This window comes from Tunturiibacter empetritectus, from assembly GCF_014201375.1.
Lineage (GTDB): Bacteria > Acidobacteriota > Terriglobia > Terriglobales > Acidobacteriaceae > Edaphobacter > Edaphobacter lichenicola_D.
Map to the genome: position 1 here is coordinate 230,947 of NZ_JACHDZ010000005.1, position 23,980 is coordinate 254,926.

A 23,980-nucleotide genomic window follows, 5' to 3' on the forward strand; every position below is an offset into this window, starting at 1 on the left:
GGTAGAGGTGGCATTGAGTACTGAACAACTAGCGCTAAAGCAAACCTTTTTCGCACGGATCCTTGCCAGGATCGGCGGAGGCCGAACCCCTGCCGCACTCTTCGATCAGGGACTCGTCAGCGGCGCCAACTTCATCACGAATGTCGTCCTGGCACGCGGCTTCGGTATCAGGGACTATGGCGTCTTCGCGCTTGCATGGGTTGCCGTGCTCTTCGCCAACAGCCTTCAATACGCTCTCATCATTACCCCCATGGTAAGTGTCGGGCCAAAGCAGGAGCCCGAGGAACGGCCCGGGTACTATGGCGCAGTCTTACTTCAGGAGTTCATCTTTGCGTTCTCTGCCGCATTGATCATGTTCATCTGCGTGAAGCTGTCGGTCCGCTTCTTCCCTCAGTGGGGAGTAGGTAATCTCGCTCTTCCCATCAGCGGAGCAACCCTCGCCTACCTGCTTCAGGAGTTCGTTCGCCGCTACTTCTTCTGTACCCGCCAGAGCAAGCTAGCGCTCATCACCGATGTGGTCAGCTATCTAACCCAGCTTCCTATCATCTATTGGATTGTGCACAGCCACTATGCGAGCCTCTCCAATGTGCTGTGGATCATCGCCGCCACATCCTTCACGGGCTTCATCACCTGCCTCAGATGGTTCGAGCCAGTCACCTTCGATCGGCTCACTTCCAAAAAAGTATTTCTCCGGCATTGGCGCATGTCTCGCTGGCTTGCACCCACCGCCTTCATGCAGTGGGGAGCGGGGAATCTCTTCCTCATGGCCGCCCCGGTCTACTACGGAGCCGCCGCCTCCGCAATCATCAGAGCTGCAAACAACATCGTAGGAGTGGCCCACGTCTGGTTCTTAGGTCTGGACAACGTCGTGCCGGCAGAGGCCTCGCGACAGATGCGCCTGGGTGGCGTCGATGCAATGCTCCGCTACATCAAACGAGTAGTCGTCCTCTGGGGGGGCGTCACCCTGACCTTTGTCACCATCGTCGCCTGTTTCCCCACCCTATGGCTCAAATTGGCATACGGCCAAAAATACTCCTCCGACGGTTCAGTGCTTCGTCTCTACGCGCTCCTTTATATCTTCATCTTTATCGCGGGTCCGCTGCGAGCTGCACTACAGGCGCTTGAATACACTGCACCCATCTTCTGGGCCTATCCCGCCTTGATCGCCTTCTCGGTCGCATTGGCCGGCCCCTTCGCTCGCAACCTCGGTCTCAACGGCGTCATGCTCGGCATGTGTGCCACTCAGTTTGTCTTTCAAACCTTCATCGGCGTTGCGCTCTGGTTTCGAGTCCGTAAGGTCCGACATGACATATCGTTGCAGAATATCGGTCCCTAAAGCCCAGAGAGTCCTCACCAAAAAACCTGTCGAAAACGGAGCATCTCTCTCACCGCTTTGTTTGTCCTAACTTAAAGCAGATCGTGTTCTCCGGCTTTCAATCATGCGGAGGCAACTCGTCGCTAACTCAAGAGGGGTTGATCATGAGAAGACTTTGTCAGTTCGTACTGCTGCTATCGTCTCTTCCAGCGGGGGCCGCAACCTACACCGTCACCTCACCCCATCTCACCATGCACGCGGGGGACCCGCTGCCTCCCCTGATCTTCAACATCTCGGCCTACTCCGGAAGCTATGCAAGCCACTTCAAAGGATCGCCAGAGCTAAGCACCGCCGCGACCTCACACTCTCGCCCCGGTAGCTACCCCATCGTCATCAAGCAGGGCTCCATGGCCTCCGTCGACGGCAACGAACTGAAATTTGTAGACGGTGTGCTCGACGTCATCCCGGCAGATGACATCGGCGCCAGGCTCACCAACGGAATCTCTTATCCTCCAGGATTCTTCAGCGGCCCGGGTGACTACGCGCTGCTCAACGTCACCAACAATCCAACAGCAAATCTAGTAGGCGACTGCGTGACCGACAACGCCGCCAACTTCGCCAAGCTGCTAAGTCAAAACGGCAAGCGCATCCCCACCACCAGAAACGGAGGAGGCGTCCCACTCAATCTGTACTTCCCGCCCGGCTGCTACGCCACCAGCCAGCCGCTCACAATCTACGGCAGCTTCTGGCATCTCTGGGGAGCAGGCCCGCAACAATCCATCATCAAGCTTCTCCCCAACTCGCCGGCCTTCAACACAGGCTCGCCCACGCAGTTCTTCAGCCCGCAGAGCGCAGGTGGAAATGAAAACTTCTCCGAGTACCTCTTTAATCTAGGCTTCGAGATAGGCGCTGGGAATCCGAACGCAGTCCCCGTCACCACGGTACAAAACAACTCAGGAGTCTTTCGCAACGTACAGATCTGGGCCGACGACTCCAACTGTCCCTATGCGATGAACTTTCGTCGCGGCTTTCCCGGTCCTGCCTTCTTCAAGAACATCGCTATCTACGGATGCCAGAATGCCATCTCCAGCAATCAATCCGAATACAACGCCACCTTCGAAGGACTCACCACAGAAGGTCAGACTTCGACAGCCATAAATCTTCAAGCCTTCAAAATGAGCATCCGTCACTGGCTCAACGACAACCCTTCCACCGCTCTTGCCGCCGCTGGATCCACCACCGCAAACGTCTCCGTTCTCGATTCAAAGTTCGTAAACGGCTCCTCGTCGACGCCGGGAATCACTGTGGCGTCAGGCAGCTCTGTCTACATCAAAAACCTCGCCTCCGCTGGCTACAATCCCACTGAAAGCGATTCAGGCTCAGGCTCGCCAGTCGCCCGCAACGGCAACATATCTCAGGCATGGACCGGCAATCCGCAAAGCGTCTTCAACTCGACGCAATCCCCGGATTCTCTCCATATTCCAGTCAACGAAACTCCAACGCCCTCCGACCCACCCGTCAACACCTGGACAAAACTCGGAGACGATGTCACAGCGTGGCCCGCGCAAATCGCAGGCTCCAGATCAACGACTGTTTACAGCGCTCCCGGTGTCTACACCACCTCTGGAACGACAAACATCACAGTGCCTGACACAGTCAACCACCTTCAATTCTTTCAATCGAAGTTCCAGAACGGAAAGCCGCAGATAATCCTCACCATCGCAGGAAAATCCACCACTCCTTTGATCCTCGATGGCTGCCCTTATGAGTCCTGCCAGGTCGTCCACACCAGCGCCAGGCCCGTCGTCATTCTCGATTCCACTCTCACCAGCTACACCTCCAGCATTGGCGCCGGCGATCTCTACATCGAGGACGACGAACTCAACTACCTCAACACCGGCTTCCCAACCTTCTACCCGTCACAGCACCTATGGGCCAGACAACTCGACCTCGAGCAATCCCAGAACCAGAAGTTCCTCTGCCAAGGCTGCACTCTATGGATGCTCGGCTACAAAACAGAACAAGCATCGCCATCCATCGTCCTCACGAACAAGGCGCAGGCTGAGGTCTTCGGCTTTTTCTTCTATCAAAACAGGGGACCGCTCCAACCCATCAGCGCAAACATCTACCTCACAGACTCCAGCCTCTTCGCAACCGGATGGACCAAGGTAGACGTTCCGGGTCGCGGCCAGCCAAACTGGGTCATCGAAAATCAGAGTGGAAGATCCTCAACCTTCGCCACGCACGACACCATAACCTCTCAGCAACTCAACGTCTTCTACTCTTATGGAGGAGACACTCCCACCCGAGCGAAGCTTCGTGCCGTCGGCCCACCCGCACGAAATCCAAACCAGAAATAGAGCGTTCACTATCGTCGCCTGCACTCAAATGCACAAGCCCCACGCGATCCCTGGCAACATCGCAATGCAACAAACCTAAGTCAAGCCAGCCAGATGTTCGCCCAGACGAAGTGCCAGCGCCACGATCGTCAACGTCGGATTCGCATGACCTCCGGTAGGGAACACCGAACTCCCGGCAACATACAAATTCTCGACTCCGTGGACCTTGCAACTCTCATCGACCACGCCATGCTCCCGAGAGGTTGCCATTCGAGTGGTCCCGATATGATGCGCCGCAGAGTTGAACTGCTCAAATCGACGTCTCACGTAATCTGCTAACTCCCCTTCGTCGAAGATAAGCTCTCCCGCTCCCGCAGCGCGGTATCGCTCCACGAAGATTCGGTGCGCCTCCACCACAGTCCGTATGTCTTGCGCTGTAAACGCAAGGTCGACCACCGCCCGCGGCACGCCATGTTCATCGAACTGATCAGGAGATAAAGTAATCCGGCTATCGCGATTCGGTACCTGCTCCCCCTGATAGTAAAGTCCTAGATACTTCGACTTCACCGACGGCAGTACCGACGGCAGCCTCCGGTCCTTTGCTGCCCGCGCACGCCCCAGCTTCACCAGCCGGGGAAGCGACGCCAGTCCATCTGACGCAACAATCGCAAGATGCTGGCGAACATCAGGCGCCAGTGCTTTCAACTTGGATCGTCTCTTCGAAAATCCATGCGCGCGCATCACCGCGAGCGCAGCCTTCGCCACAAACACTGCGGAAAAAATTGCATCGCGATGACCGTGGGCAGCGTTCGTCCTGTCGAGAAAGAAGACAATATTGTTGATCCGCAGTCGCGCCTGCGCCTCTTCCGAGATTGTCCATCGTCGCCGGCAATAGACGCCATCGCTATCACGCTCGTAGTCATATTTGATCGCCTGCCGGTTCACGGGAGCAAGCGAGGTATACGTCCCATGAGGATGAGCCTGATAGAAACGCCCAACCAGGTCGCGTTCATTCCCAACTCCTGCAGGATGAAACCCGCTCCTGGATGAGAGAAGAATTCGAGCATTTTCAATCCCGCCCGTCGCAAGCACGAACGTCTTCGCACGAACTTCGAATCTCTTTCCCTGGGAGATTGCCCGCACGAGATCGATCCTGTCCTTGCGATCTGTCGAAACAAACTCCAGCGCGTGCGTATTCAGAACGACGCGGACGTTCGCCGCATCGGACAGAACCGCCTGAAACTCCTTTGCGAAATCTATCGGCGGGCTCCATCGCTCCAGGTGCCAGTCCTCCAGGTCTTCGTTCTTCATTCCGGGAATAATCTCCCCACTCTCAGCCGGGAAGACCTCGCGGCTGTCGAAGTCATACCGCCCAGCGCGACAAAGCGTTAGAGCTCTACGATAAAAAGGTTCCATCTCTTCATAAGAGAAAGGCCAGCCACTCTCAGTGATCCAATCCCGCGCCTTGAAATCAAGCGGATCGAAGGGGATGCACCGACCTCCCCATGCAGAAGATGCCCCGCCAAACACGCGCCGCCGATTCTCTTCAAGACTCTCGTGCGAGCCTGGCCTAGCGATAACGCCGCGGTTCAAATCCTGATCTGAGGCGGACTCCCGGTTCGCCCCGCCGCCCACCAGTAGCAGGATACTCACCTTCTTCTTGAGTAACTCCAGCGCAACGCTAATCGCCGCCGGGCCGCCGCCGACAATACATACATCCGATTCGAGCATCTCCCCGGAAGGGTTGCCGGTGAGAATCATGCAAACGCCTCCTTCATCTCCGCGAACATCCCTCGCATCTCCTCTCCATACTCCAGGGCCTTCAAGTTCTCAACCAAATGACCAGCCGAAAGGGTTCCCACAAGAACAGTGCTCACACCCCTCTGGGCTGCGGCATAAGCAATCAGCAACTGCGGCGTAGCAATCGTCCCAACTCCATGTCGTTCGCGCATCGAGTTCCATTCACCCGCACGCTCCTTCAACAGCGTCTGCGGCTTCAACACCTCATTGGCAACAAGCCGTACCTGTCCCTCCGCGCACAACTCTCCGATCGTCCCCGCATTCGACGAACACAACGACACGGGCGTCTCCACAATCATCACCTGTCCCGAAGCGAGGCCCTGCCGTATCACCTCGGGGTCGCTGGTGGATACTCCGGTCAAGCGACTCATCCCCTTCGTTCGTATCGCCTCCAGCGCGGCCCAACTCTCATCCGTAGGCTCGCCAGCGACAGCCGCGTGCAACAAAAAAGCGTCGACGTGATCTGTCCCCAACCTCTTCAAACTCCGTTCGACACAGCGCACCAAATAAGCCTTCGAAAAATCCCTCCCCGGCGACACCTTCTGCTTCAACTTTTTTCCAATCTGGTTCAGCGGAGAGAGCGCCGCAGGTAAAGCAACATGCGCAAATCCGGCCTTCGTGATGAGAAAGCAATCGTCGCGCCGCCGCTCCTTAAGGGCCGTCCCAATTACGCGCTCACTGTCTCCGGAGCCATACGTATCAGCCGTATCGATGACCCTGATGTCATGATCGATCGCCGCATGGATCAACGCAACCGCCTGACGACGGGTGAGCGACGAGCCCAGTGATGCCAACCGGCCCGTACCGAGACCCATCCGCGAGATAGGAGTCGCAACTTTCATCGGTCTCTCCGCTTCATAAATCTCACTCTTCCAAACAATGGATGCCTATTCTGATGCTCTCGACCATATCGATAAAGCAACAAATGCATGTTGTTCAAGCAACAAGGAATTAATTCGAACCCACCTGTGCGGCCGCCTCCAGAGCAGCAATATCGCTGGCGGTATACGTATGGCGAATCTGTTCGTCATTACGTGCCAGCAGCACATTGGAGTGGTAAAGCCCGCTGCCCTGCGTCCCTGGAACGAAAGGAAACCGAAGCGGACGGTCCCAAACCTGCCGGGTCCGCATTCCCGCTCGCAACGCATTCACATGCAGCCACACATCATCCGCCTTCGGACAGAGCCGCACAAACTCAGATCCCGCAAGCTTCAATCTCCGTAGCAGCGACGGAGGATAGATGCAGCCTGAGACTCCCGTCGCAAAATGGAGAAAGCTTGGCTCGGTCGTTCTGCATCTTCCCCAGGTCACGTAGGGAGCGATCGCCCCCTTCTCAAGCCTCACCCGATGAGCTCGATAGCAGTTCACCGACCCAGGGTCTTCGCGATTCGCTCGCACCAGGCCCTTTAGCCACCACTCGTTGTAGAGTAGGTCATCATCCGCCGTCACAAGCGCCGATTCAAACGTATCGGTCGACAACAGATACGGATAATACTTGGTGTGTGGCCCGAAGTTTTCACTCCGGCAGATCTCGAGACCCCGATCAACCAACCTCTGCAAACCAGCCGTTCGATTCGCAAACGCCTCTTCACTATCCACCCACAAGATCATCCTCGACGGAAGCACAGATCCCGCAGCGATCGACTCCAAAACCAGATGAACCGTACGCAGGCGATCCCCGTAAGTGGTCACCGAAACCACCGGTCCCCCCGGCGCCGTCACCGAAGCCTTCGAGCGTTCGTTGCGAAGACGCAGCCGCGTCAGGTGAAACTTCGTAAGCTTGGTCTCATGCCTCAGGAAAAAAAGCCACGTCTCAACAGACCTTGTAGACAAGCCAGCCCTCGCGGTGCGGAGTGCCAATGAGAATCTCCCAGTACATCGTGAAGTAGAACTTGGCGATTGGTTCGCGCGTCTCGAGAGCTCTCGCTGTGTTCGGCCAAAAGGAGAAGATCTCGATCGCGTCTACGTTGAGTCTCTATGGCAAGCCGCCCTGTGTCAACGTTTCCCGACGGGCAACCATTATGGTGCTACTTCGCATCTCCTGCCGAAATTTCTTTGTAGAGAAGCTCGGCAGCCGCGGCCCGCATGGGCCAGGTACTCGTGCGTGCAAACTCCCAACCCGCACGTGACATTGCATTCTTCTGCTCGACACTCATCGAAGCAAATCGGTCGATCGCCAATGCCAGCGCACACACCACCTGCGCAGGAGTGGTAACAGGAACCTTGATGCCGGCATCGTCAGGGACAACATCTCGCGCCCCATGCAGGTCCAGAGTAATCACAGGTAGTCCGAGCGCCATCGCCTCCAGCAGTTGCACACCCGAGGTCTCGCGCAGACTCGTAAACAGCAGCGCATCATGTTCCTGATAAGCTGCGCGCACCTCATCCCAACTCAGACGCCTTCCTGCCCAGGAGACACGGCCCGTCAACCCCCGCTCAGCAATCATCTGTCTCACCTCGGCCTCGGCCATACCGTTCCCGACGATCGTCAGCATCCAGTCGTGCGTCACCTTCGTCAGCGCATCGAGCGCCATCGGAAGCGCCTTGCGCGGCAGCATCCTCCCCACCCAGATCAAGCGAACAGCAGAGCTGCCCTGGAAACTTCGCGGCCCCGGCGCCAGGTAGTCGACCCCGACTCCATTGTCGAACTGTAGTTGCACGTCCGGCCTGCCCATCTCTCGTATCAGTTTCAGCGTGTCATCGTTTGCAGCCAGCACCCTGCTCATCTTCGCAAGCCAGCGTCTGTGAAACGGAGAGTAGGGAAGCGCTCTCGTCAAAAGCGTCCGGCGCTCCTCCGACCGTCTGCTGGGTCCGAAGTATTCGAGCATGCCCGGCGGAGCCGTCTGTCCTCCGCCCACAGGCCCAAACACAGTAGGCACGCCCAAACGCCACAACTGCGTCGGCACATGGATACTCGTGTAGGTCACGTGATGCACCACATCGAACCGTTGCTGTCGATTGAGCTCCTTCGCCACTCCCACCGCGAGCATCTGCCAAAGGGCATAGTGAATCCCGCTCCCCGGTTTGAATAGCTTGATCGGTACCGTCACATAGCCAAAGCTCACGTTCGACTTGGGATGATCGCGCTGGTACGCCTCGATCTCCTCCCGTCCCTCACCGCGCGTCAGCACCGTAACCTTGATCCCACGCTCCGCGAGGTGCATCGCCCAATTCCATCCGTTTCCAGGCTCCGAACCAGAGTCCGGCAAGCACGCATAAGCCGAAAGCAAAACATTCATCCGGGAGCTCACCATCTCACCTTATAAATTCTTTTTCACATTCTTCGCAGCAATCACTACTTCCATGGCAACAAACGATCGTTCAAGTCCCGCAAAGATAGTCTACAGACATAAGAAATTAGAGGCACTTAGCTACCTTAGCGATCGTGGCATGCGTTCCGTCACTGGCCACGCGCCTGTCACGTTTTGCCGATGCTATACTTTCGTACTATTGTGACCTGCAACTAAATATGCAAGTATTTGCATATGAGAATATGCCCTCCCCCTCCCCGTAACGCTGGGATTTCTCTGCTCAGCGAAGTTTTCCGGTGCCGCGCCCTCCTGCGCACATCCATCAGCGTCCTCAGCCTGCTCTGTATTCTCATCATGGTGGGTTGCTCCGGCCAAACCATCCCTATCACCGAGGGCGGCACAGCCGCGCCGCAACCCCTCTCCCTGTCCGGCGCTACTCTCAGTGGGACACTCACATTTCCCACTGGCTTCATGACCTCCGTCAAATCCTACGGAGCGGTCGGCGATGGAGTAACCGACGACACCGCAGCCATTCAGAGCGCTCTCTCCGACGGCCGATCCAATGCCGCCGGGGACTACAACGGCCTCCCCAAAGCGCTCTACTTCCCACCCGGCACCTATCTTGTCAGCAACACGCTGCAATGGAACGGATGCTGTGTCACGCTGCAAGGCTCCGGCTCTTCGAGCAGCATCATTCGTCTCGCCCCCAGCTCCAGCGGCTTCAACAACTCCTCCGCTCCCAAGCCCCTCATCCAAACCCCGAAAGGGAACCAGTCCTTCCGTCAGAGCATCTGGGACCTCGGCTTCTCCGTTGGCTCCGGCAACTCAGGCGCAACAGCGCTCAGTTATGTCTCCAACAATGTCGGTTCCATCCACGATGTTTTGATCAAGAGTGAAGACGGAACCGGTCACGCGGGCATTGATCTCACCAGGCAATGGGCCGGCCCCATGATGATCCGCAACACCGAGGTGCAAGGCTTCGACGTAGGCATCGACCTCAAGAATGCCGAGTACAGCATAACCATGGAAGGCATCACCCTCCAGAACCAAAACATCGCCGGCATTCGCAACAGCAATCAAGCCATCAGCGTTCGCGGCCTCACCAGCACCAACAAGGTTCCCGCTCTCACCAACGCCGGCGGCTTCGTAATCCTGCTCGACGGCAGCCTCTCTGGCGGAGTCGATACGGTCCCCGCCATTCAGACCAACAGCAACCTCTTCCTGAGAAATGTCTCCTCCTCCGGTTACGAGGCGACCCTGCAGGACTCAAGCACCTCCACTCCTACCCTCACCAAGGGAACCATCTCGCATCTCCTCGTAGGCACCCCAAGCACACTCACCGGAACCATCAACACCATCGGTCTGAATCTGTCCGTTCAGGAGACACCCTCCTTCACCAGCTCAAGCCTCACCGATTGGGCCGTCTTCACCCCCAAGTGGTACGGCGATACCTCAGGCCTCCAGGCCGTACTCAACAGCGGCAAGCACACCGTCTACTTTCCCTTCGGCCAGTACTTCTCCTCCAACGAGACCGACGTCACCGTTCCTGACACCGTCGACCGCATCGTAGGTTTTTCCTCCGTCGTCAACCTCGGTTCGGGAACCAACGGCGGCGGCATTCGATTCGTCGTCACCAGCAACGCCACCCAGCCGCTCATCATTGAGCAGTTCGGCTACGGTATCAAGATCGATCATCGTGGCAGCCGTCCCATCGTTCTCAAGGACGCCCACATCAACAACTACGCAGCCTACGCTGGTGCCGGCAAACTCTTCCTCGAAGACATCGGCATCTCCGGCCTGACCGTCCAGAAGGGCCAGCAGGTCTGGGCACGCCAGCTTGACAATGAACTGAACGGAACCAAAATCTCAAACCTCGGGGCCTCGCTCTGGATCTTCGGTCTCAAGACAGAAGCCGCCGGCACCGTCATCAACACCACCTCAGGCGGAAAGACAGAGCTCCTCGGCTCCCTCATCTATCCATCCACCTCTGTTCCAACCTCGCAGGCAGCCTTCATCTCCACCGACGCGCAGGTGTCGTACATGTACAAGGAGTCGGTCTACTGCTCAGGCTGTGGATACGCGATCCAGGTGCAGGAGACACGTTCCGGTGTGACAAAATCCATCACCTCACCCAACAGCAATCCATTTCGAATGCCGCTCTTCATCGGTTACAAATAGGAGAGTCCAAGGGAGTGCTGTCGAGCTGCACGTCAGGTCGACAGCCTCCAACGACTTTCGTATACTCGAGCCATCAACAGTGCCAACAACTCAGGGGAGTCCTTCAAAGCGCTCTATCCCATGGAGCATACGACTCTCAGCAACCCGCAACACCACGGACTTGAACGTCAATTTCTTCGTCAAGGAGCGATCATGATCTCTGCCGATCCGCCAAGAGTCAACATCCTTGGTGTCGGAATCAGTGCACTCTCCATGAAAAGCGCACTGGAACATAGCGAGTCCTTTTTGAACAGTGGCCAATCCGGGTACATCTGCGTCACAGGAGTCCACGGCATCATCGAAGCACAATCAGATGAAGCCTTCCGAACCATCCTCAACAAATCTTTTCTCTCAACCCCCGACGGCATGCCCACCGTCTGGCTCGGCCACCTCCACGGCTTCAAGCACATGACCCGCGTCTACGGTCCGGACTTCATGCTGAATCTGTGCGAGCTCTCCGTCCAGCGCGGCTACCGTCACTTCCTCTACGGAGGCAGAACCGGCATCGCCGAAGAGCTGGGCGCCGAACTCACCCGCCGCTATCCCGGCCTTCAGATCGTAGGCACCTACACGCCGCCCTTCCGTCCGCTCAATGCCGAAGAGGAGGAAGATCTGCGCGCTCAACTGACCGCGTCACAGGCTGACATCCTCTGGTGCGGCCTTAGCACACCCAAGCAGGAGCGCTTCATGGCCGCATACAACGGACGCCTGCCGGTAAAGCTGATGGTCGGTGTCGGCGCAGCGTTCGACCTCCTCAGTGGCAACCTCGCCGAAGCTCCCGACTGGATGAAGCAGTCCGGCCTCCAGTGGCTCTACCGGCTCATCAAAGAGCCGAAGCGTCTGTGGCGTCGATACCTCATCAACAATCCAAGATTCATCTGGCTAAGCTTTCTGCAACTATCCCGCCTCAAACGCTTCTCCGTATAGAGAAAAAGAGCAAACACTCGCCTCACGCCGAAAGTGTTACGTGCAATCAAGCCGTGTTGCGTGCAATCAAGCCCATCTACTCCGTACGGAGCGCTGTCATCGGCTCAATATTTGCAGCCCGCCGAGCAGGAATAAATCCTGCAACCGTAGCCGATCCCAGCAGCACGGCCACCGCAATCAACAGACTCACCGGATCATACGAGCGCACGCCATACAGTTGATCGGCCATCGCCCTCGCTCCAAAGATCGCAATGGGCACTCCAATCACCAGCCCCAGCCCAGCCTGCACAAACGCACTCCGCATCACCATTCGTACCACATCTCCGCGGTCTGCTCCCAGCGCCATGCGCAGCCCAATCTCGCTCGTTCTTCGCGCCACCTGGTACGACGTGATTCCATAGAGACCCACCGAAGCGAGCACCAGCGCAAGCCCACCGAACAACATCGTCAGCCTCGCAATCAGCCGCTCCTGCGTAAAGTTGTCGGCTATCTGGTAGTCCAGCGAGTGCAGGTCAAGCACCGTCAGATCAGGATTGATATTAGCCAGTGTTCGTCTCACCGTTGCATCAAGATTTTGTGGCGCGCTCTTAAAAAAGAGAGTCACCGAGTTGATATAGAGCCCGCGTCCCTCAGCCATCGTTTCATTCGGATCCGTCAGCCCCGTCATTGTCTGCGTCAGCGGACGAAAATACATCGTCCTCATCTCGTCGCGCGGATTCTGATACTTGGCATCGGCCACAATGCCCACAATCTCGAACGAAGTCGAGAATTTCTGTTCGAAGACTCCGAAGTGTCTCCCGATGGGATCTTCCTTCGGAAAAAACTTCTTCACAAACGCCTGGTTCACCACAGCGACCAGCTGCGACGTCGCCGTATCCTGATCCGTAAATCCGCGTCCACGCACCACCGGCTGTCCCACCGTCTCAAAAAAGTGGTTGCTCACCCGATCCCACGAAGAGTTGTTATGGTCATTCGGTCCAGGCGCCGGACGCCCATCAACAAACACACCCTCGCCCCAGTTATTCCCCTCAAGTGTGCTGTAAAGCGCCAGCCCAACGCTCTGCACTCCCGGCAGCGATCCAAGCTGCTGCTCCAGAGTCTGGTAAAAAGCCGCTAGCTTCTCCGGCGTATACCCCGCGCCCGCCGGGTCGAGATGCAGAACATATCGGTTTGCCGTCTGAATCCCAAAGCTCTGATGCTCCATATTCCGCAGGCTCTTCGTCAGCAGCCCCGCGCCCACCAGCAGCACCAGCGACAGCGCCGCCTGAAACACAATCAACGATCTCTGCGGCAGCGACGCCCGATCTCGCGTCGAGCGGTTCGCGCCCCGCAACGCCTCCGCCGGATCGGAGTGCGACGTAATCCACGCCGGCACCACTCCAAACACCACTCCCGTCAGCAGCGACAGCAAAAACGCAAACCCCAGCACCGCCAGCGAAGGGCTCGCCGCAATCGGCAGTTGCGGCGAGTCAGGAAACGCAAGCGCCAGAATCATTCGCGTCCCCGCATAAGCCACCGCCAGTCCAGCCAGCCCACCCGCGCACCCCAGTAGCAGACTCTCCGTCAACATCTGCCGTATCAATCTGCTTCGCGCCGCACCCAGCGCCATCCGCACCGATGTATCAGCCCTCCGCGTCGTTCCTCGCGCCAGCAGCAGGTTCGCCACATTCGCGCACGCCACCAGCAGCACCAGCCCCGAGATCGTCATCAGCAGATAAAGTCCCTTGCCCGTCTCCTTCTGCAGGTTCTGAATCCCCGCGCCACCCGGCACGATCACCAAATGCTGCTTCGGAATAATCGTCGACCCACCATTGCGAGAGTAGTTAGGCTGCGCTGCAAGAAACTGCCTCAAGCTCCCCGACATCTTGTCCTGCAACGCGGTGATGCTGACTCCCGGCTTCAGCCTCCCTACGGCATAGAGCCAGTTGCTATCCGGCACATGCAGAATCGAATTCTTTCCCTCGATCGCAGGCTCCATCGCCAGCGGAATCCACAACGCCGGTGGATTGCTCCTGATCCGATCCCCAAAGAATCCCGCCGGAGCGATCCCCACTAGCGTCGCCGGCTGACCCTGCAGATAAAACGTCGACCCCACCACCTTCGGATCGCTGCCATAGTCCGACTGCCACGCCTGATAACTCATCACCACCGCCGGAGCCGCACCCGGCGTATCGTCCGCATCCGTCAGCACACGTCCCGCAAACGGCCCAATCCCAAACGTTGTAAAAAAGTTTCCCGAAACATACTGCGCCCGTTCAGACTTTGCCGGCTCCGAGCCTCGCCGCGTCGTCTTCTGCTCTCCGCCAGACTGCATCGCCGCAAGTCGTTCAAACTCCGGCGTCGTCTCCTGAAGATGCTTATACAACTCGTAAGAGAAAAGATCGAAGTCCCCGTTGTCATTAATAAAGCCTCCATTGACGCAGCAATCATCCTGGTCGCCCACGCGAAACAGAGTCTTGGGATCCGCCACCGGCAACGACTTCATCAGGATCGCGTGCACCAGCGTAAAGATCGCCGTATTTGCCCCAATTCCCAACGCAATCGTAAGCACAACCGTGATGGCAAAGCCCGGCGACTTGTAGAACTGACGCAGCGCAACCCAGATATCCTGCATGAACCCTCCAGCTTGTGTCTGTCAGGCACTTACGCTTGCAGTGCGAACTTGGTTCCAAAAAAATAGACTTGCCCCCTCAACAACGTCACTCCGACCCGACCCTGAGCGAAGTCGAAGGGGAAGCGGAGGAACCCGCTTTTCCTCAACCCGGGCACAAACCACCGGCATCAGCGAACCAGCTCGCCCATCATCCCGTATCCTAGTTAAGACCATGAGTTCCGAGCACAATAACCCCCGCAATCCAATCCGCATCGGCAGCCGAGGCTCTCAACTCGCCCTCTGGCAAGCCAACCACATCCTCTACGCCCTCCGCGACGCCGGCTACCACGTCGAGCTCGAGATCATCCGCACCACCGGCGACCGCATGCAGCAACCCGGCTTCGTCCCCCCGCCGAACCTCGACGGCAAAGGCATCTTCATCAAAGAAATCGAAGAGGCGCTCGAAGAAGGCCGCATCGACCTCGCCGTCCACAGCCTGAAAGATCTCCCGACAAAACTAGCCCCTCAATTCACCCTCGCCGCAATCCCCAAACGTGCCGACGCCCGTGACGTCTGGGTCTGCGAGCCTTACTGGGCGCTTCACACCCTCCCCACCGGAGGCCGCATCGGCACCACCAGCCCCCGCCGCCGCGCACAAATCCTCGCCCTCCGCCCCGACGTCACCTTCGTCGAAGTCCGCGGCAACATCGACACCCGCCTCAAGAAGCTCGCCGATGGAAAGTGCGACGCCCTCGTCCTCGCCGCCGCCGGCCTCGACCGCCTCAAGCGAACCGAATCCGTCCACCAGCGCTTCTCCCCCTGCGAGCTCTGTCCCGCTCCCGGCCAAGGTGCGCTCGCCCTCGAAACCCGCAGCCCCGAACACGCCATCGACGAAGCCCGCGACGCCTACATCCGCAACGCCATCGCCTTCCTCGAGCATTCCTACACCCGCTTCGCCATCGACGCCGAGCGCACCACACTCGACGCCCTCGGCGGCGGCTGCTCCCTCCCCATCGGCGCTCACTGCTTCCACGAAGAAGGGAAGTGGAAGATGGTCGCCCAGGTCGTCTCCCCCGACGGCGAATCCATGGTCCAGGTCGAAACCGAAGCCGCTCCCGACACCAATCCCATCACCCTCGGCCTCCGCGTCGCCGACGACCTCAAATCCAAAGGCGCCCTCAACCTCCTCAACCCAGTACTCTCCGCCGACTGACGTTGTAAGATAATCCTGCCTCAAGGGTCCCGGGCCACACGTCTCCGCGTTTGTTCTTCATGGAAACGACGATGCCAGAGGAAACTGATAAGCCCGAAAAGCTAAGGCCGCGATTCTATCTTCTCGCCGCGCTCCTCCTGGCTTTTTTCGCCGGGCTGTGGTGGCTGCTGTTCAAGGTAGCCTTTCACCTCGTCCCCACCGAGATTCACTGGAACGATATCTACCTCAGCTGGGTCGAAAAGCGAGGCCCGCGCTTCGTCGTTTACCACGCCATCGTATTTTTTATCCTGCCGATAGCCGCGGTTCTCTTCCTCGTCTACAGAAGGACTCACGCATTCCAGAAGTCCCGCGAGCGATCCCTCTACTGGCTCTATCTCACCATCGCCGCATTGACCGGCCTCCTGGTCAGCCTGCTCTGCTGGTACTTGATCTTTCGTCATTCCTTCGCAGGCCACTTCGCCGCTCATCCCTTCTACTACAACGTCCTCGCGCGCTCGATCCTTTGCACCGGACTTCTCCTCGTAGGCTTCTTTCTCTACCTGTTCAAAAAATATCTAAAGATCTTTTACGGCCTGTCTCAAATCGTTATCGCAATTCTGTCGAGTCTCACCCTGCTTGAAGAATCCGACCTCAACCACATGCCCGCGCTCGATCTAAGCAAGGTCGGGCTCTTCGCATTCGTCGCATTTACCTTCCTGCTCAGCAAAGGTGTCAGCGATGTTGTAGAAGGAGTGAAGGAGTGGATCGACAAGACCCCCGCTTCGCCGCAACCCACCGAGCCTGTATCTGCAAGCCCCGCAGCAGTTGAATAGCAAGGGGAGACCGGTCCTCCGATCTCCCCTTGTTTCCCTCTGTCCTTCCGTTACTGCGCCGGTGCAATACCCGGCAGCACAGCCGTTCCTTCGTGCTGCACTGCGTTCAACAGATTGATATTCAGCCCGAGCAACTGCAGAATCGTCGGAGCCACCTGTGCCGTCGCAATCGGAACCGACACCGACACCTTCGCAAATCCAGGGTTCGATACCAGCAGCATCACGTTGGTATCGTCATGCCCAAAGCCGCCATGCTCCGCCAGCTTTTTTGCGCTTCCTGTATACGTCACTCCAATGTTCGGAGTTACGATGATGTCCGGAGCGCGCGGATCCAGACCCGCTCCAAGACCCGGCTTGTTGTAGTTCAGCGCCACCGACGGCCCATAGTAGATCTGCCCCAGCCCGATCGCGGCCTTGTTCTCCTCAAGCGTGCTCACCGCCGCCGTCACATCCGCGCCACTCTTCAGCCACAGCAGCGAGACGTCATCTTCCGTCGGCCCGATTCCACCGCCCAGCGGCGACTCAGAAGCCGGCAGCATCGCCGCCAGCAACGTCGCTGGGGTCGTGCCATTGCTCGTCTTGCCCGGCGTCGCTTTATAGAGATTCGGATCGATCGGAGACTGGCCATGCTTCGCCGTAACAATAATGACAGTGTCCTCCAGATTGCCCGTATCTTTCAGCGCAGTCACCATCTGCCCAATCGAGGCGTCCACATACTCGATCTCCTTCAGCAACTCCTGCGTGGGCACTCCCTCTCCATTCGTGTAGCCTCCGCTGGCAACATTCGCCTCGATCAGCTTCTGCCCGACACTCACCGCCTGGAAGTTCATGCCAAACAACGCAGGAACCTGGGCCGCGGCGCCGTTATGCGTCTTGCCGGCAATCTCGTTCAAGATCGCATTCACCTTCAACGTGTCATAGCACTGAATGTTGTCAAAGCTGTTGGTCCACGCCGTCAGATCGGCAGCCGTGTCACGGACCGTCGCACACGAAGCTCCCTCAGGCGTCTTCACTCCCGGCAACCCAATCACATTCGAATTAATCTCCGGTGCGTAGAAGTCGTCCAGGAAAGGTCCGCCCGGTCCACCCACCGACGAATAAGCAGGATGCTTATCCGACCATGCCGTATAACCTCCAGCTTGATGGATCACCCCAAAGACGGTATTGGTGCGAATAAAGTTCCACGGAAACACCGGCGCACAGCCCGCCGCAGGATTGCGAACCAGCTTCTGCGGATCGATCGAAGCAAGGCCGCCATCCGTCAGTCCCGCTCCCGGCGCGCCGCCGTTCACCTTCGTCTGGTCGATATCGATTCCTTCTTCATACTCGGTCGTCGTACCCGTCGGCGCTGCGCCCGCTGTGCACGGTCCGGCTAGATTCCCGTTGCCCGTAGTCTTCGCCGGAGCGTCCAGCGACCGGTCGTACGCCACATCGTAATAAACGCCCATCGTCCGCGGAGTAGCGCCCGTCACCAGCGTCATCATCCCCGGAAACGAATCGGATGGCCGCGTCGTCGAAGCTGCCGTGTAGGTGGTCCCCCGATGGCTGAGGTTGGCAAGATTCGGGCAGTAAGGTTCACCGCCGTTCACGCCGCTGATTCCGTTCGAGCAGTTGTAAAAGTCCACCGCATGCATCCCGTCGATGCTCAGCAGAAGCACATGCTTAATCGCATTCGGGTCCTGCCCGATCCCATTCGTTGAAAAACTTGCCAGGGCAACGGCAGTAGTGGCTGCCGCAATCGAAATCTTTTTCATAACGAACCTCCGCACTCTTGATAGCAGAGGCCAGCCAGCGATACGTTACCTCAAAATGAATTCACAAGGGCCACTCGATCACGTCAACAAACCTTGCAATAAGATCCATAACCTTAAGTTATTCTTAGTAAAACCCGTGTCAATCCTGAAGAAAACCTTAAAAACCTCTCCTCAGAAAACAAACTAAAATCGTCTCCTGTGCCTCCACTCACCCACAAACGAATCCTCATCACTCGAACCCGCCACCAGGCCTCCGAACTCGCAACGCAACTCGAATCCCTCGGCGCGATCACCATCCTGATCCCCACCATCGAGATCGTCCCGCCCACCTCCTTCGCCGCCCTCGACGCCGCCCTCACCTGCCTCCGCACCTACGACTGGCTCCTCTTCACCAGTGCCAACGCCGTCGAAGCCTTCCATCGCCGAGCTCAGTTCCTCCACCTCACCCAACTTCCCAAACACATCGCCGTCATCGGCCCCGCCACCCTTCGCGCCGCCAACGCCATCGGCCTCACCGTCGACCTGGTCCCTCCGCAATACATCGCCGAATCACTAGCCGAAGCTCTCCTCCCCGAAGCTCCCGGCAGATCCTTCCTCCTCCCCCGCGCCGCCGAAGCCCGCGACACACTCCCCGAGACCCTCACCGCCGCCGGAGCCACCGTCACCATCGCCGAAGCCTACCGCAACGAGACACCACCCGATTCCATCCCCGCGCTTCAACATCTCTTCAGCGCACCAGAGAACTATCCCGACGCCATCACCTTCACCAGCGCCTCCACCGCCACCAACCTCTTCGCTCTCCTCGAAGCCGCCAACCTAGCCCTCTCGCCCGGGATCACCCTCGCCTCCATCGGCCCAATCACCAGCCAAACCCTCCGCGCCCTCGGCCACGAGCCCACCGTAGAAGCCGCCGAACCCACCATCCGAGCACTCGTCCACGCTCTCGCCACCTACTGGAGCTAACTACATCAACGGCAGCAGCATCGTCAGCGCGGCTCCTGCCACCTGGTCCAAAGTGCCTGTCCCGTTGATGCCGCCGTAGTACACCCCATCGCCGCGAAAGATTCTGCCACTGTCGTCGATATAGCCCAGGTACACGCCATCGCTGCGCAGAATATTACGACCCTTGGCGTACCCGATCATCACGCCATCGCCACGAAAAGTAGACCCATTCGCAATGTAGCCCAGAGACACACCGTCCCCACGGCAGATTGAGCTGCCGTCCACATACCCCAGATAAACACCATCACTGCGATAAAGATGAAAGTCGGCCACAACTTTCTCCCGCGCGGCGGTGCTCAGTTCCTATCCGCGCCATCAACGCAAATAGCGTACTGCATCGCAGCCGAACCGTTGCTGGAATTCTTACGGTTAGTGTGAAGTCCACGTCTTATCGGAAGAGTTACAAAGCCTCTCCAGCGTACAGTCCACACACCGCGGCTTCCGCGCCACACAAACCTGCCGCCCATGATGAATCAGCTCATGCGAAAATGCGATCCACCGATCCTGCGGAAGTATCTTCATCAAATCCCGCTCAACCTTCTCAGGCGCGGTCTCTTTGGTCAACTCCAGCCGCCGCGACAGCCGCATAACATGCGTATCCACAACAACTCCCACCGCAATGTTGAACCACGACCCCAACACCACATTCCCAGTCTTCCGAGCCACCCCCGGGAGCATAAGAATCTCTTCCATCGTCTGTGGCACCTTTCCCCCAAACTCCTCCACCACCACCCGCGCCGCACCCTGAATCGACTTCGCCTTATTGCGAAAGAATCCAGTCGTCCGAATCAGCTCCTCAAGCTCCGGCAGGGAGGCAGCCGCCATCGCCTTCGGGGTAGGAAACGCCTTGAACAGCGCCGGAGTCACCAGATTCACCCGAACATCCGTACACTGCGCCGACAGAATCGTAGCCACCGTCAGCTCCCATGCATTCTTATGATTCAGAGCACACACTACGCCGGGATAGGTCTTCTGCAGAGCATCAAGAATCGCCGCAACCCGCTCCGGGGAAGTCGGATTGACCGTACTTCCAGCTTTCTTCTTAGCCGAAGCCGGTTCCGTCTTAGCGATCGCGCGTGCCTTCGCTCCAACCACGGCTTTACTCTTTGCTGCAGTCCGAACCACCGTAGTCTTCGCCATGCGTTTAGCCCAGACGATCCAGCATCTCCGCCGCAGGCACCCGCACGCAGCTGAAGATCGGTGTGTCCTCCAGCGTATACAAGCTGATCTCCGTCTCCCGAAGCTGCTGCACCAGGTCCAGAAAGTCCTCCGGGAAGTTCGTCTCGAACGCCACCACAAACTCCTGGTCGTCGATCCCAAATGAATACGTCGTATTCAGCTTCACCCGCGGATACATCAGCCCAATCCGAATATGCTCATCCATCAACCGCTTCCGCTCCGCAGCCGACAGCAGATACCACGGCCGCGTCTTCCAGAACGGATAGATAAAGATGTACTTCTGACCACCCGGACGAATCGCTCCACGCCCTTCGCCCTCGCTCTCATCCGGCCGGTCAATCTGATACTGCGACCGCTTCGTCATCGCCAGAAAGTTATGCGGCGAGTTCAGATACCCACCCAGCGGCGTCCGCATCAACTCGCTGCGCATCTGGTTCAGCTCATCCACGCCATACCCAATCGACCACACGCACATATCCACATCGCCGCGGGTCCCAATCGTCGAGTACGTCAGCGACACAAACTCCCCCGGCTTATTCCATCGCGACAGCACCTCGGCAAACGCAGCCTTATGCGCAGCCTTCTCTTCCGCCGGCAGTCTCCGCCACTCCGGCATCACCTTGTAGAAGCTGAAACAAACAATCTGCCGCTTCACCGCCGGCTTCGAGGGGTCATGCGGAGCCGCCTGTGGCTGAGAACCCGCCCCATAGCTGCTCGCCGGCCGTTCCGACTGCGCCGTGCCAGTTGGTGTCGATTGTGTAACTTCTGCGTTCGGAGCAATAACGACGTTTGACATAAACTTCTCCCTCTATAACCCTTTAGATTCGTCATCTCGACCGGAGCCGCGCGGTTTTATCGCGCGGCGTAGTGGAGAGACCCCCGTATTTCGCCTTTGTTTTTGCTTGTTCTCTTATCTCGGCGCCATCCTTCAATGCTAGCGCATCCGGAGCGTTCCCCTCCCGTATACTGCACCTGCATGTCAGAAAAAATCATCGCACTCCTCATCGGCGCCATCGCCGCCGGCGGCTACGCCAGCGTCATCCTCCTCATGGCGATCCAGTCCGCCTGCATCCCCATCCCATCTGAAGTCATCATGCCGCTCGCCGGGTACGCTCTCGCCCACACCCAGCTCCAGCTCATCATCCTCGCCACGGTCGCATCGCTGGCCTCGAACCTCGGCTCCATCCCCGCCTACTGGGTCGGTGCAAAGGGCGGTCGCCCCATGGTCGAACGCTACGGCAGCATGATGCTCCTAAGCCGCCGCGACCTCGACCTCGTCGATCACTTCTTCTCCAAATACGGCTCCATCACCGTACTCATTGGACGCATGCTTCCCATCGTCCGAACCTTCATCGCCTTCCCCGCCGGCGTCGCAAAGATGAACCAGCTCCGCTTCCACCTCTACACCTTCATCGGCTCCTGGCCCTGGTGCTACGCCCTCGCCTGGGTCGGCATGAAGCTAGGCGCAAGCTGGAACACCAACCCCCAGTTCAAAGCCATCTTCCACCGCTTCCACCTCGCCGTAGAAGTCGTCATCATCGTCGGCTTCATATGGTTCGTAGTCTCCCACTGGAAGAACCGCATCCGCACAGAAGCCGCCTAGCTCTTTCATTCGCTGACTCTCGCCCAAGCCAAACTCGCGAACGATCCCATCACAAAGATCGACACGATCACGCAAGTTCCTACAATGTCGCTGCTCCTCCATTGCCTCCCTGAGCCATCGCTCACCAGGTAGGATTCTCTTGGTATAGCCAGCACTACATTGCCAATCGCACAAACCCCATAAACGATAACCGGCATCCTCCAATACCTCCGGCTAAGCTCCCCTTGCACCTCCGCTGTCCCGCGCAGGTAAAGTGCGAAGAGCTGATAAACCACATACACCGTCAGGTACCATCCAAAATAATTGCTCACTGGCACTCCAAAGTAGGCGCCGCCATCCTTCCACACCCAGGCCCGATCGATATCTGCCCAAACCGGATCCATCGCAAAATCCCACGCCACCATAAGAAAGCTGGCGACCACCGGTAGAGCGATCCAGCGCCTGACTCCAAGCCGGTCATCCGCCGAATTCAGGATCAACAGCGCCATCATCCAAGAGACATAGCCCATCCCCACATAGGCCAACACCAGCAAAACCGGAAGCTGAAAGAACTTCGGCCCCATCACATCGGTGAAGTAGTAGTGGCCAAAAGGAAAACCCGTACGCAAGCTCAAGCTCTCGAAGACAAACCCTACTCCAAGCGACAACCCCACAAAGACGAGCATTCCCCGAAGCCGATACGCTTTGACTCCATGAATCAAAGCGAACGCCGCCAGTGGAACCACGTGCAGAAGCACAATCGTCAATGTGGGAACTCTGCCTGCCTCAAGCTGAAGCAGCCTGCCAACCGCATAGAACAACAAAAGAAGCCAGCAAACCACATGGCTGGATCTATCACTCAGCATGGCAAGATCATAGGCTAGGAGCAGAGCCTACTGCATCCGCACCGAAGCCGTAGCCAGTGCGTATCTGCAGTCCGCGATTGGCCAGCCGCTTCACGGAATGATGAATATCGCTAAACCTGCCACGACTCAGCGAACGACATGATCTACAGTTAAACGTGACCTCTCGGAGAGCTAACCATGAGCCGCGTCCTGGTCATCGGAAGTGATACCCAAGTCGCCCAAAGTATCGGCGATGCACTCTCACTCGCCAGTATCCCCAGCGATTATGCGTCTGGCCGCGCCGACGCTCTGCACCGCCTGCGCATGCGATCCTTCAGTGTCGTCATCACCCGCGCCGACAGCTCCGTCGAAGAAGACCTGGCTCTGCTCGACGAGATGCGCAACATCCGTCCAGGTGTAAAGTGCATCCTTCTCGCCCGCCAAAGCACGCCGGAAGACGTCATCGCCGCCCTGCGAGCACACGTGTTCGCCTGCTTTACGCCCCCCTTTGATGTACACGCGATCGCGAGCCTGGCTGGCGATACAACCTCCGACAGCCGGTGGCAGCAGGACATCCACGTTCTCTCCGCTCGTCCCGGCTGGGTCTCCGTTCGTGTCAGTTGCCGCCTCATCACCGCCGAGCGCCTCCTCACCTTCGCCAAAGAGTTCACCAACCTTCTACCCGACACTGCACACCTCGACCTGATGCAGGCGCTCAGAGAGATCCTGCTCAACGCCATGGAGCATGGCGCCGCCTTCAATCCCGAACAGGTCGTCGAGGTCACCGCCATTCGCACCGCACGGTCGATAGTCTTTTACGTACGCGACCCCGGCGCAGGCTTCCGTCACTCCTCTCTCAGCCACGCCGCCATCGCAAACCCTCCACAGGATCCCACCGCCCATATCCGTAAGCGCGAACAAGATGGAATGCGCCCCGGCGGCTACGGCCTCCTCCTCGCAAACGGCACAGTCGACGAGCTGATCTACAGCGAAATCGGCAACGAAGTCCTGCTCATCAAATACCTGGAAAAGCCTCCGGCATAGAAACCGTATTCCCACGGCTCTGGCTTCCGTCACAGTTGCGCAAACATAGTTGCAAGCAAACATCGCCCCGCCGATGATCGAACAGAGCCTCCCCCATTTGCGCCCCT

19 protein-coding genes are annotated in these 23,980 nt (G+C 58.0%); 9 read left to right on the plus strand and 10 right to left on the minus strand.

Annotation, left to right across the window (positions count from 1 at the left end; genetic code table 11):
- Window positions 1-13: 13 nt before the first annotated feature.
- Both HDF10_RS15640 and HDF10_RS15645 read left to right on the plus strand, forming a co-directional pair.
- Window positions 14-1,336, plus strand: coding sequence for a lipopolysaccharide biosynthesis protein (locus HDF10_RS15640; RefSeq protein ID WP_183814942.1), 1,323 nt, complete (start codon window positions 14-16; stop codon window positions 1,334-1,336).
- 143 nt (window positions 1,337-1,479) lie between these two features.
- Window positions 1,480-3,675: a glycosyl hydrolase family 28-related protein gene (locus HDF10_RS15645; RefSeq protein WP_183814944.1), complete on the plus strand. Its 2,196-nt coding sequence runs from the start codon at window positions 1,480-1,482 to the stop codon at window positions 3,673-3,675.
- A gap of 75 nt (window positions 3,676-3,750) precedes the next feature.
- Here HDF10_RS15645 and HDF10_RS15650 read toward each other — a convergent pair whose 3' ends face one another.
- The 4 genes from HDF10_RS15650 to HDF10_RS15665 all read right to left on the minus strand — a co-directional run bounded on the left by HDF10_RS15650 (window position 3,751) and on the right by HDF10_RS15665 (window position 8,708).
- A complete protein-coding gene (locus HDF10_RS15650) occupies window positions 3,751-5,415 on the minus strand; it encodes a GMC oxidoreductase (protein ID WP_183814946.1) in 1,665 nt (554 codons plus the stop codon).
- The gene (locus tag HDF10_RS15655; RefSeq protein WP_183814948.1) at window positions 5,412-6,296 is read right to left on the minus strand and encodes an aldo/keto reductase; all 885 of its coding nucleotides are present in this window, start codon (window positions 6,294-6,296) and stop codon (window positions 5,412-5,414) included. Before HDF10_RS15655 ends, HDF10_RS15650 begins: the two co-directional genes overlap by 4 nt.
- A 109-nt stretch (window positions 6,297-6,405) precedes the next feature.
- Window positions 6,406-7,287: a glycosyltransferase gene (locus tag HDF10_RS15660; protein ID WP_183814950.1), complete on the minus strand. Its 882-nt coding sequence runs from the start codon at window positions 7,285-7,287 to the stop codon at window positions 6,406-6,408.
- 194 nt (window positions 7,288-7,481) lie between these two features.
- Window positions 7,482-8,708 carry a glycosyltransferase family 4 protein gene (locus tag HDF10_RS15665; protein ID WP_183814952.1) on the minus strand — a complete coding sequence of 409 codons (1,227 nt, stop codon included), beginning with the start codon at window positions 8,706-8,708 and terminating at the stop codon, window positions 7,482-7,484.
- A gap of 231 nt (window positions 8,709-8,939) precedes the next feature.
- Here HDF10_RS15665 and HDF10_RS15670 point away from each other — a divergent pair, with 231 nt between their 5' ends.
- Both HDF10_RS15670 and HDF10_RS15675 read left to right on the plus strand, forming a co-directional pair.
- On the plus strand, window positions 8,940-10,883 hold the full coding sequence (locus HDF10_RS15670; protein WP_221271782.1) for a glycoside hydrolase family 55 protein: 1,944 nt from the start codon (window positions 8,940-8,942) through the stop codon (window positions 10,881-10,883).
- 192 nt (window positions 10,884-11,075) lie between these two features.
- Window positions 11,076-11,849: a WecB/TagA/CpsF family glycosyltransferase gene (locus HDF10_RS15675; protein ID WP_183814956.1), complete on the plus strand. Its 774-nt coding sequence runs from the start codon at window positions 11,076-11,078 to the stop codon at window positions 11,847-11,849.
- Window positions 11,850-11,925: 76 nt separating this feature from the next.
- Here the strand turns inward: HDF10_RS15675 and HDF10_RS15680 are convergent, their stop codons facing one another.
- Window positions 11,926-14,463 carry an ABC transporter permease gene (locus HDF10_RS15680; protein ID WP_183814958.1) on the minus strand — a complete coding sequence of 846 codons (2,538 nt, stop codon included), beginning with the start codon at window positions 14,461-14,463 and terminating at the stop codon, window positions 11,926-11,928.
- Window positions 14,464-14,674: 211 nt separating this feature from the next.
- On the opposite strand from HDF10_RS15680, the gene hemC reads away from it, so the two are divergent.
- Window positions 14,675-15,655, plus strand: a complete 981-nt coding sequence (gene hemC, locus HDF10_RS15685) for a hydroxymethylbilane synthase (protein WP_183814960.1) — start codon at window positions 14,675-14,677, stop codon at window positions 15,653-15,655.
- Between the two features lie 71 nt (window positions 15,656-15,726).
- Window positions 15,727-16,467, plus strand: a complete 741-nt coding sequence (locus HDF10_RS15690) for a hypothetical protein (protein WP_183814962.1) — start codon at window positions 15,727-15,729, stop codon at window positions 16,465-16,467.
- Between the two features lie 50 nt (window positions 16,468-16,517).
- Here the strand turns inward: HDF10_RS15690 and HDF10_RS15695 are convergent, their stop codons facing one another.
- Window positions 16,518-18,221, minus strand: a complete 1,704-nt coding sequence (locus tag HDF10_RS15695; protein ID WP_183814969.1) for an alkaline phosphatase family protein — start codon at window positions 18,219-18,221, stop codon at window positions 16,518-16,520.
- A gap of 198 nt (window positions 18,222-18,419) precedes the next feature.
- Here HDF10_RS15695 and HDF10_RS15700 point away from each other — a divergent pair, with 198 nt between their 5' ends.
- Window positions 18,420-19,184 (plus strand): uroporphyrinogen-III synthase, encoded by a 765-nt coding sequence (locus HDF10_RS15700; RefSeq protein ID WP_183814971.1) that lies wholly within the window; start codon window positions 18,420-18,422, stop codon window positions 19,182-19,184.
- Here HDF10_RS15700 and HDF10_RS15705 read toward each other — a convergent pair whose 3' ends face one another.
- The 3 genes from HDF10_RS15705 to HDF10_RS15715 form a co-directional block, all read right to left on the minus strand.
- Window positions 19,185-19,496, minus strand: coding sequence for a hypothetical protein (locus tag HDF10_RS15705; protein ID WP_183814973.1), 312 nt, complete (start codon window positions 19,494-19,496; stop codon window positions 19,185-19,187).
- Between the two features lie 96 nt (window positions 19,497-19,592).
- Window positions 19,593-20,363 (minus strand): endonuclease III, encoded by a 771-nt coding sequence (gene nth / locus HDF10_RS15710; protein WP_183814975.1) that lies wholly within the window; start codon window positions 20,361-20,363, stop codon window positions 19,593-19,595.
- Between the two features lie 4 nt (window positions 20,364-20,367).
- Window positions 20,368-21,198, minus strand: coding sequence for a chlorite dismutase family protein (locus HDF10_RS15715; RefSeq protein ID WP_183814977.1), 831 nt, complete (start codon window positions 21,196-21,198; stop codon window positions 20,368-20,370).
- 180 nt (window positions 21,199-21,378) lie between these two features.
- Here HDF10_RS15715 and HDF10_RS15720 point away from each other — a divergent pair, with 180 nt between their 5' ends.
- The gene (locus HDF10_RS15720; RefSeq protein ID WP_183814979.1) at window positions 21,379-22,005 is read left to right on the plus strand and encodes a DedA family protein; all 627 of its coding nucleotides are present in this window, start codon (window positions 21,379-21,381) and stop codon (window positions 22,003-22,005) included.
- A gap of 5 nt (window positions 22,006-22,010) precedes the next feature.
- Here HDF10_RS15720 and HDF10_RS15725 read toward each other — a convergent pair whose 3' ends face one another.
- A complete protein-coding gene (locus HDF10_RS15725) occupies window positions 22,011-22,850 on the minus strand; it encodes a carotenoid biosynthesis protein (RefSeq protein ID WP_183814981.1) in 840 nt (279 codons plus the stop codon).
- A 177-nt stretch (window positions 22,851-23,027) separates the two neighbouring features.
- Here HDF10_RS15725 and HDF10_RS15730 point away from each other — a divergent pair, with 177 nt between their 5' ends.
- Complete coding sequence (locus HDF10_RS15730) at window positions 23,028-23,873, plus strand: ATP-binding response regulator (protein WP_183814983.1); 846 nt, start codon at window positions 23,028-23,030, stop codon at window positions 23,871-23,873.
- Window positions 23,874-23,980: the final 107 nt, after the last annotated feature.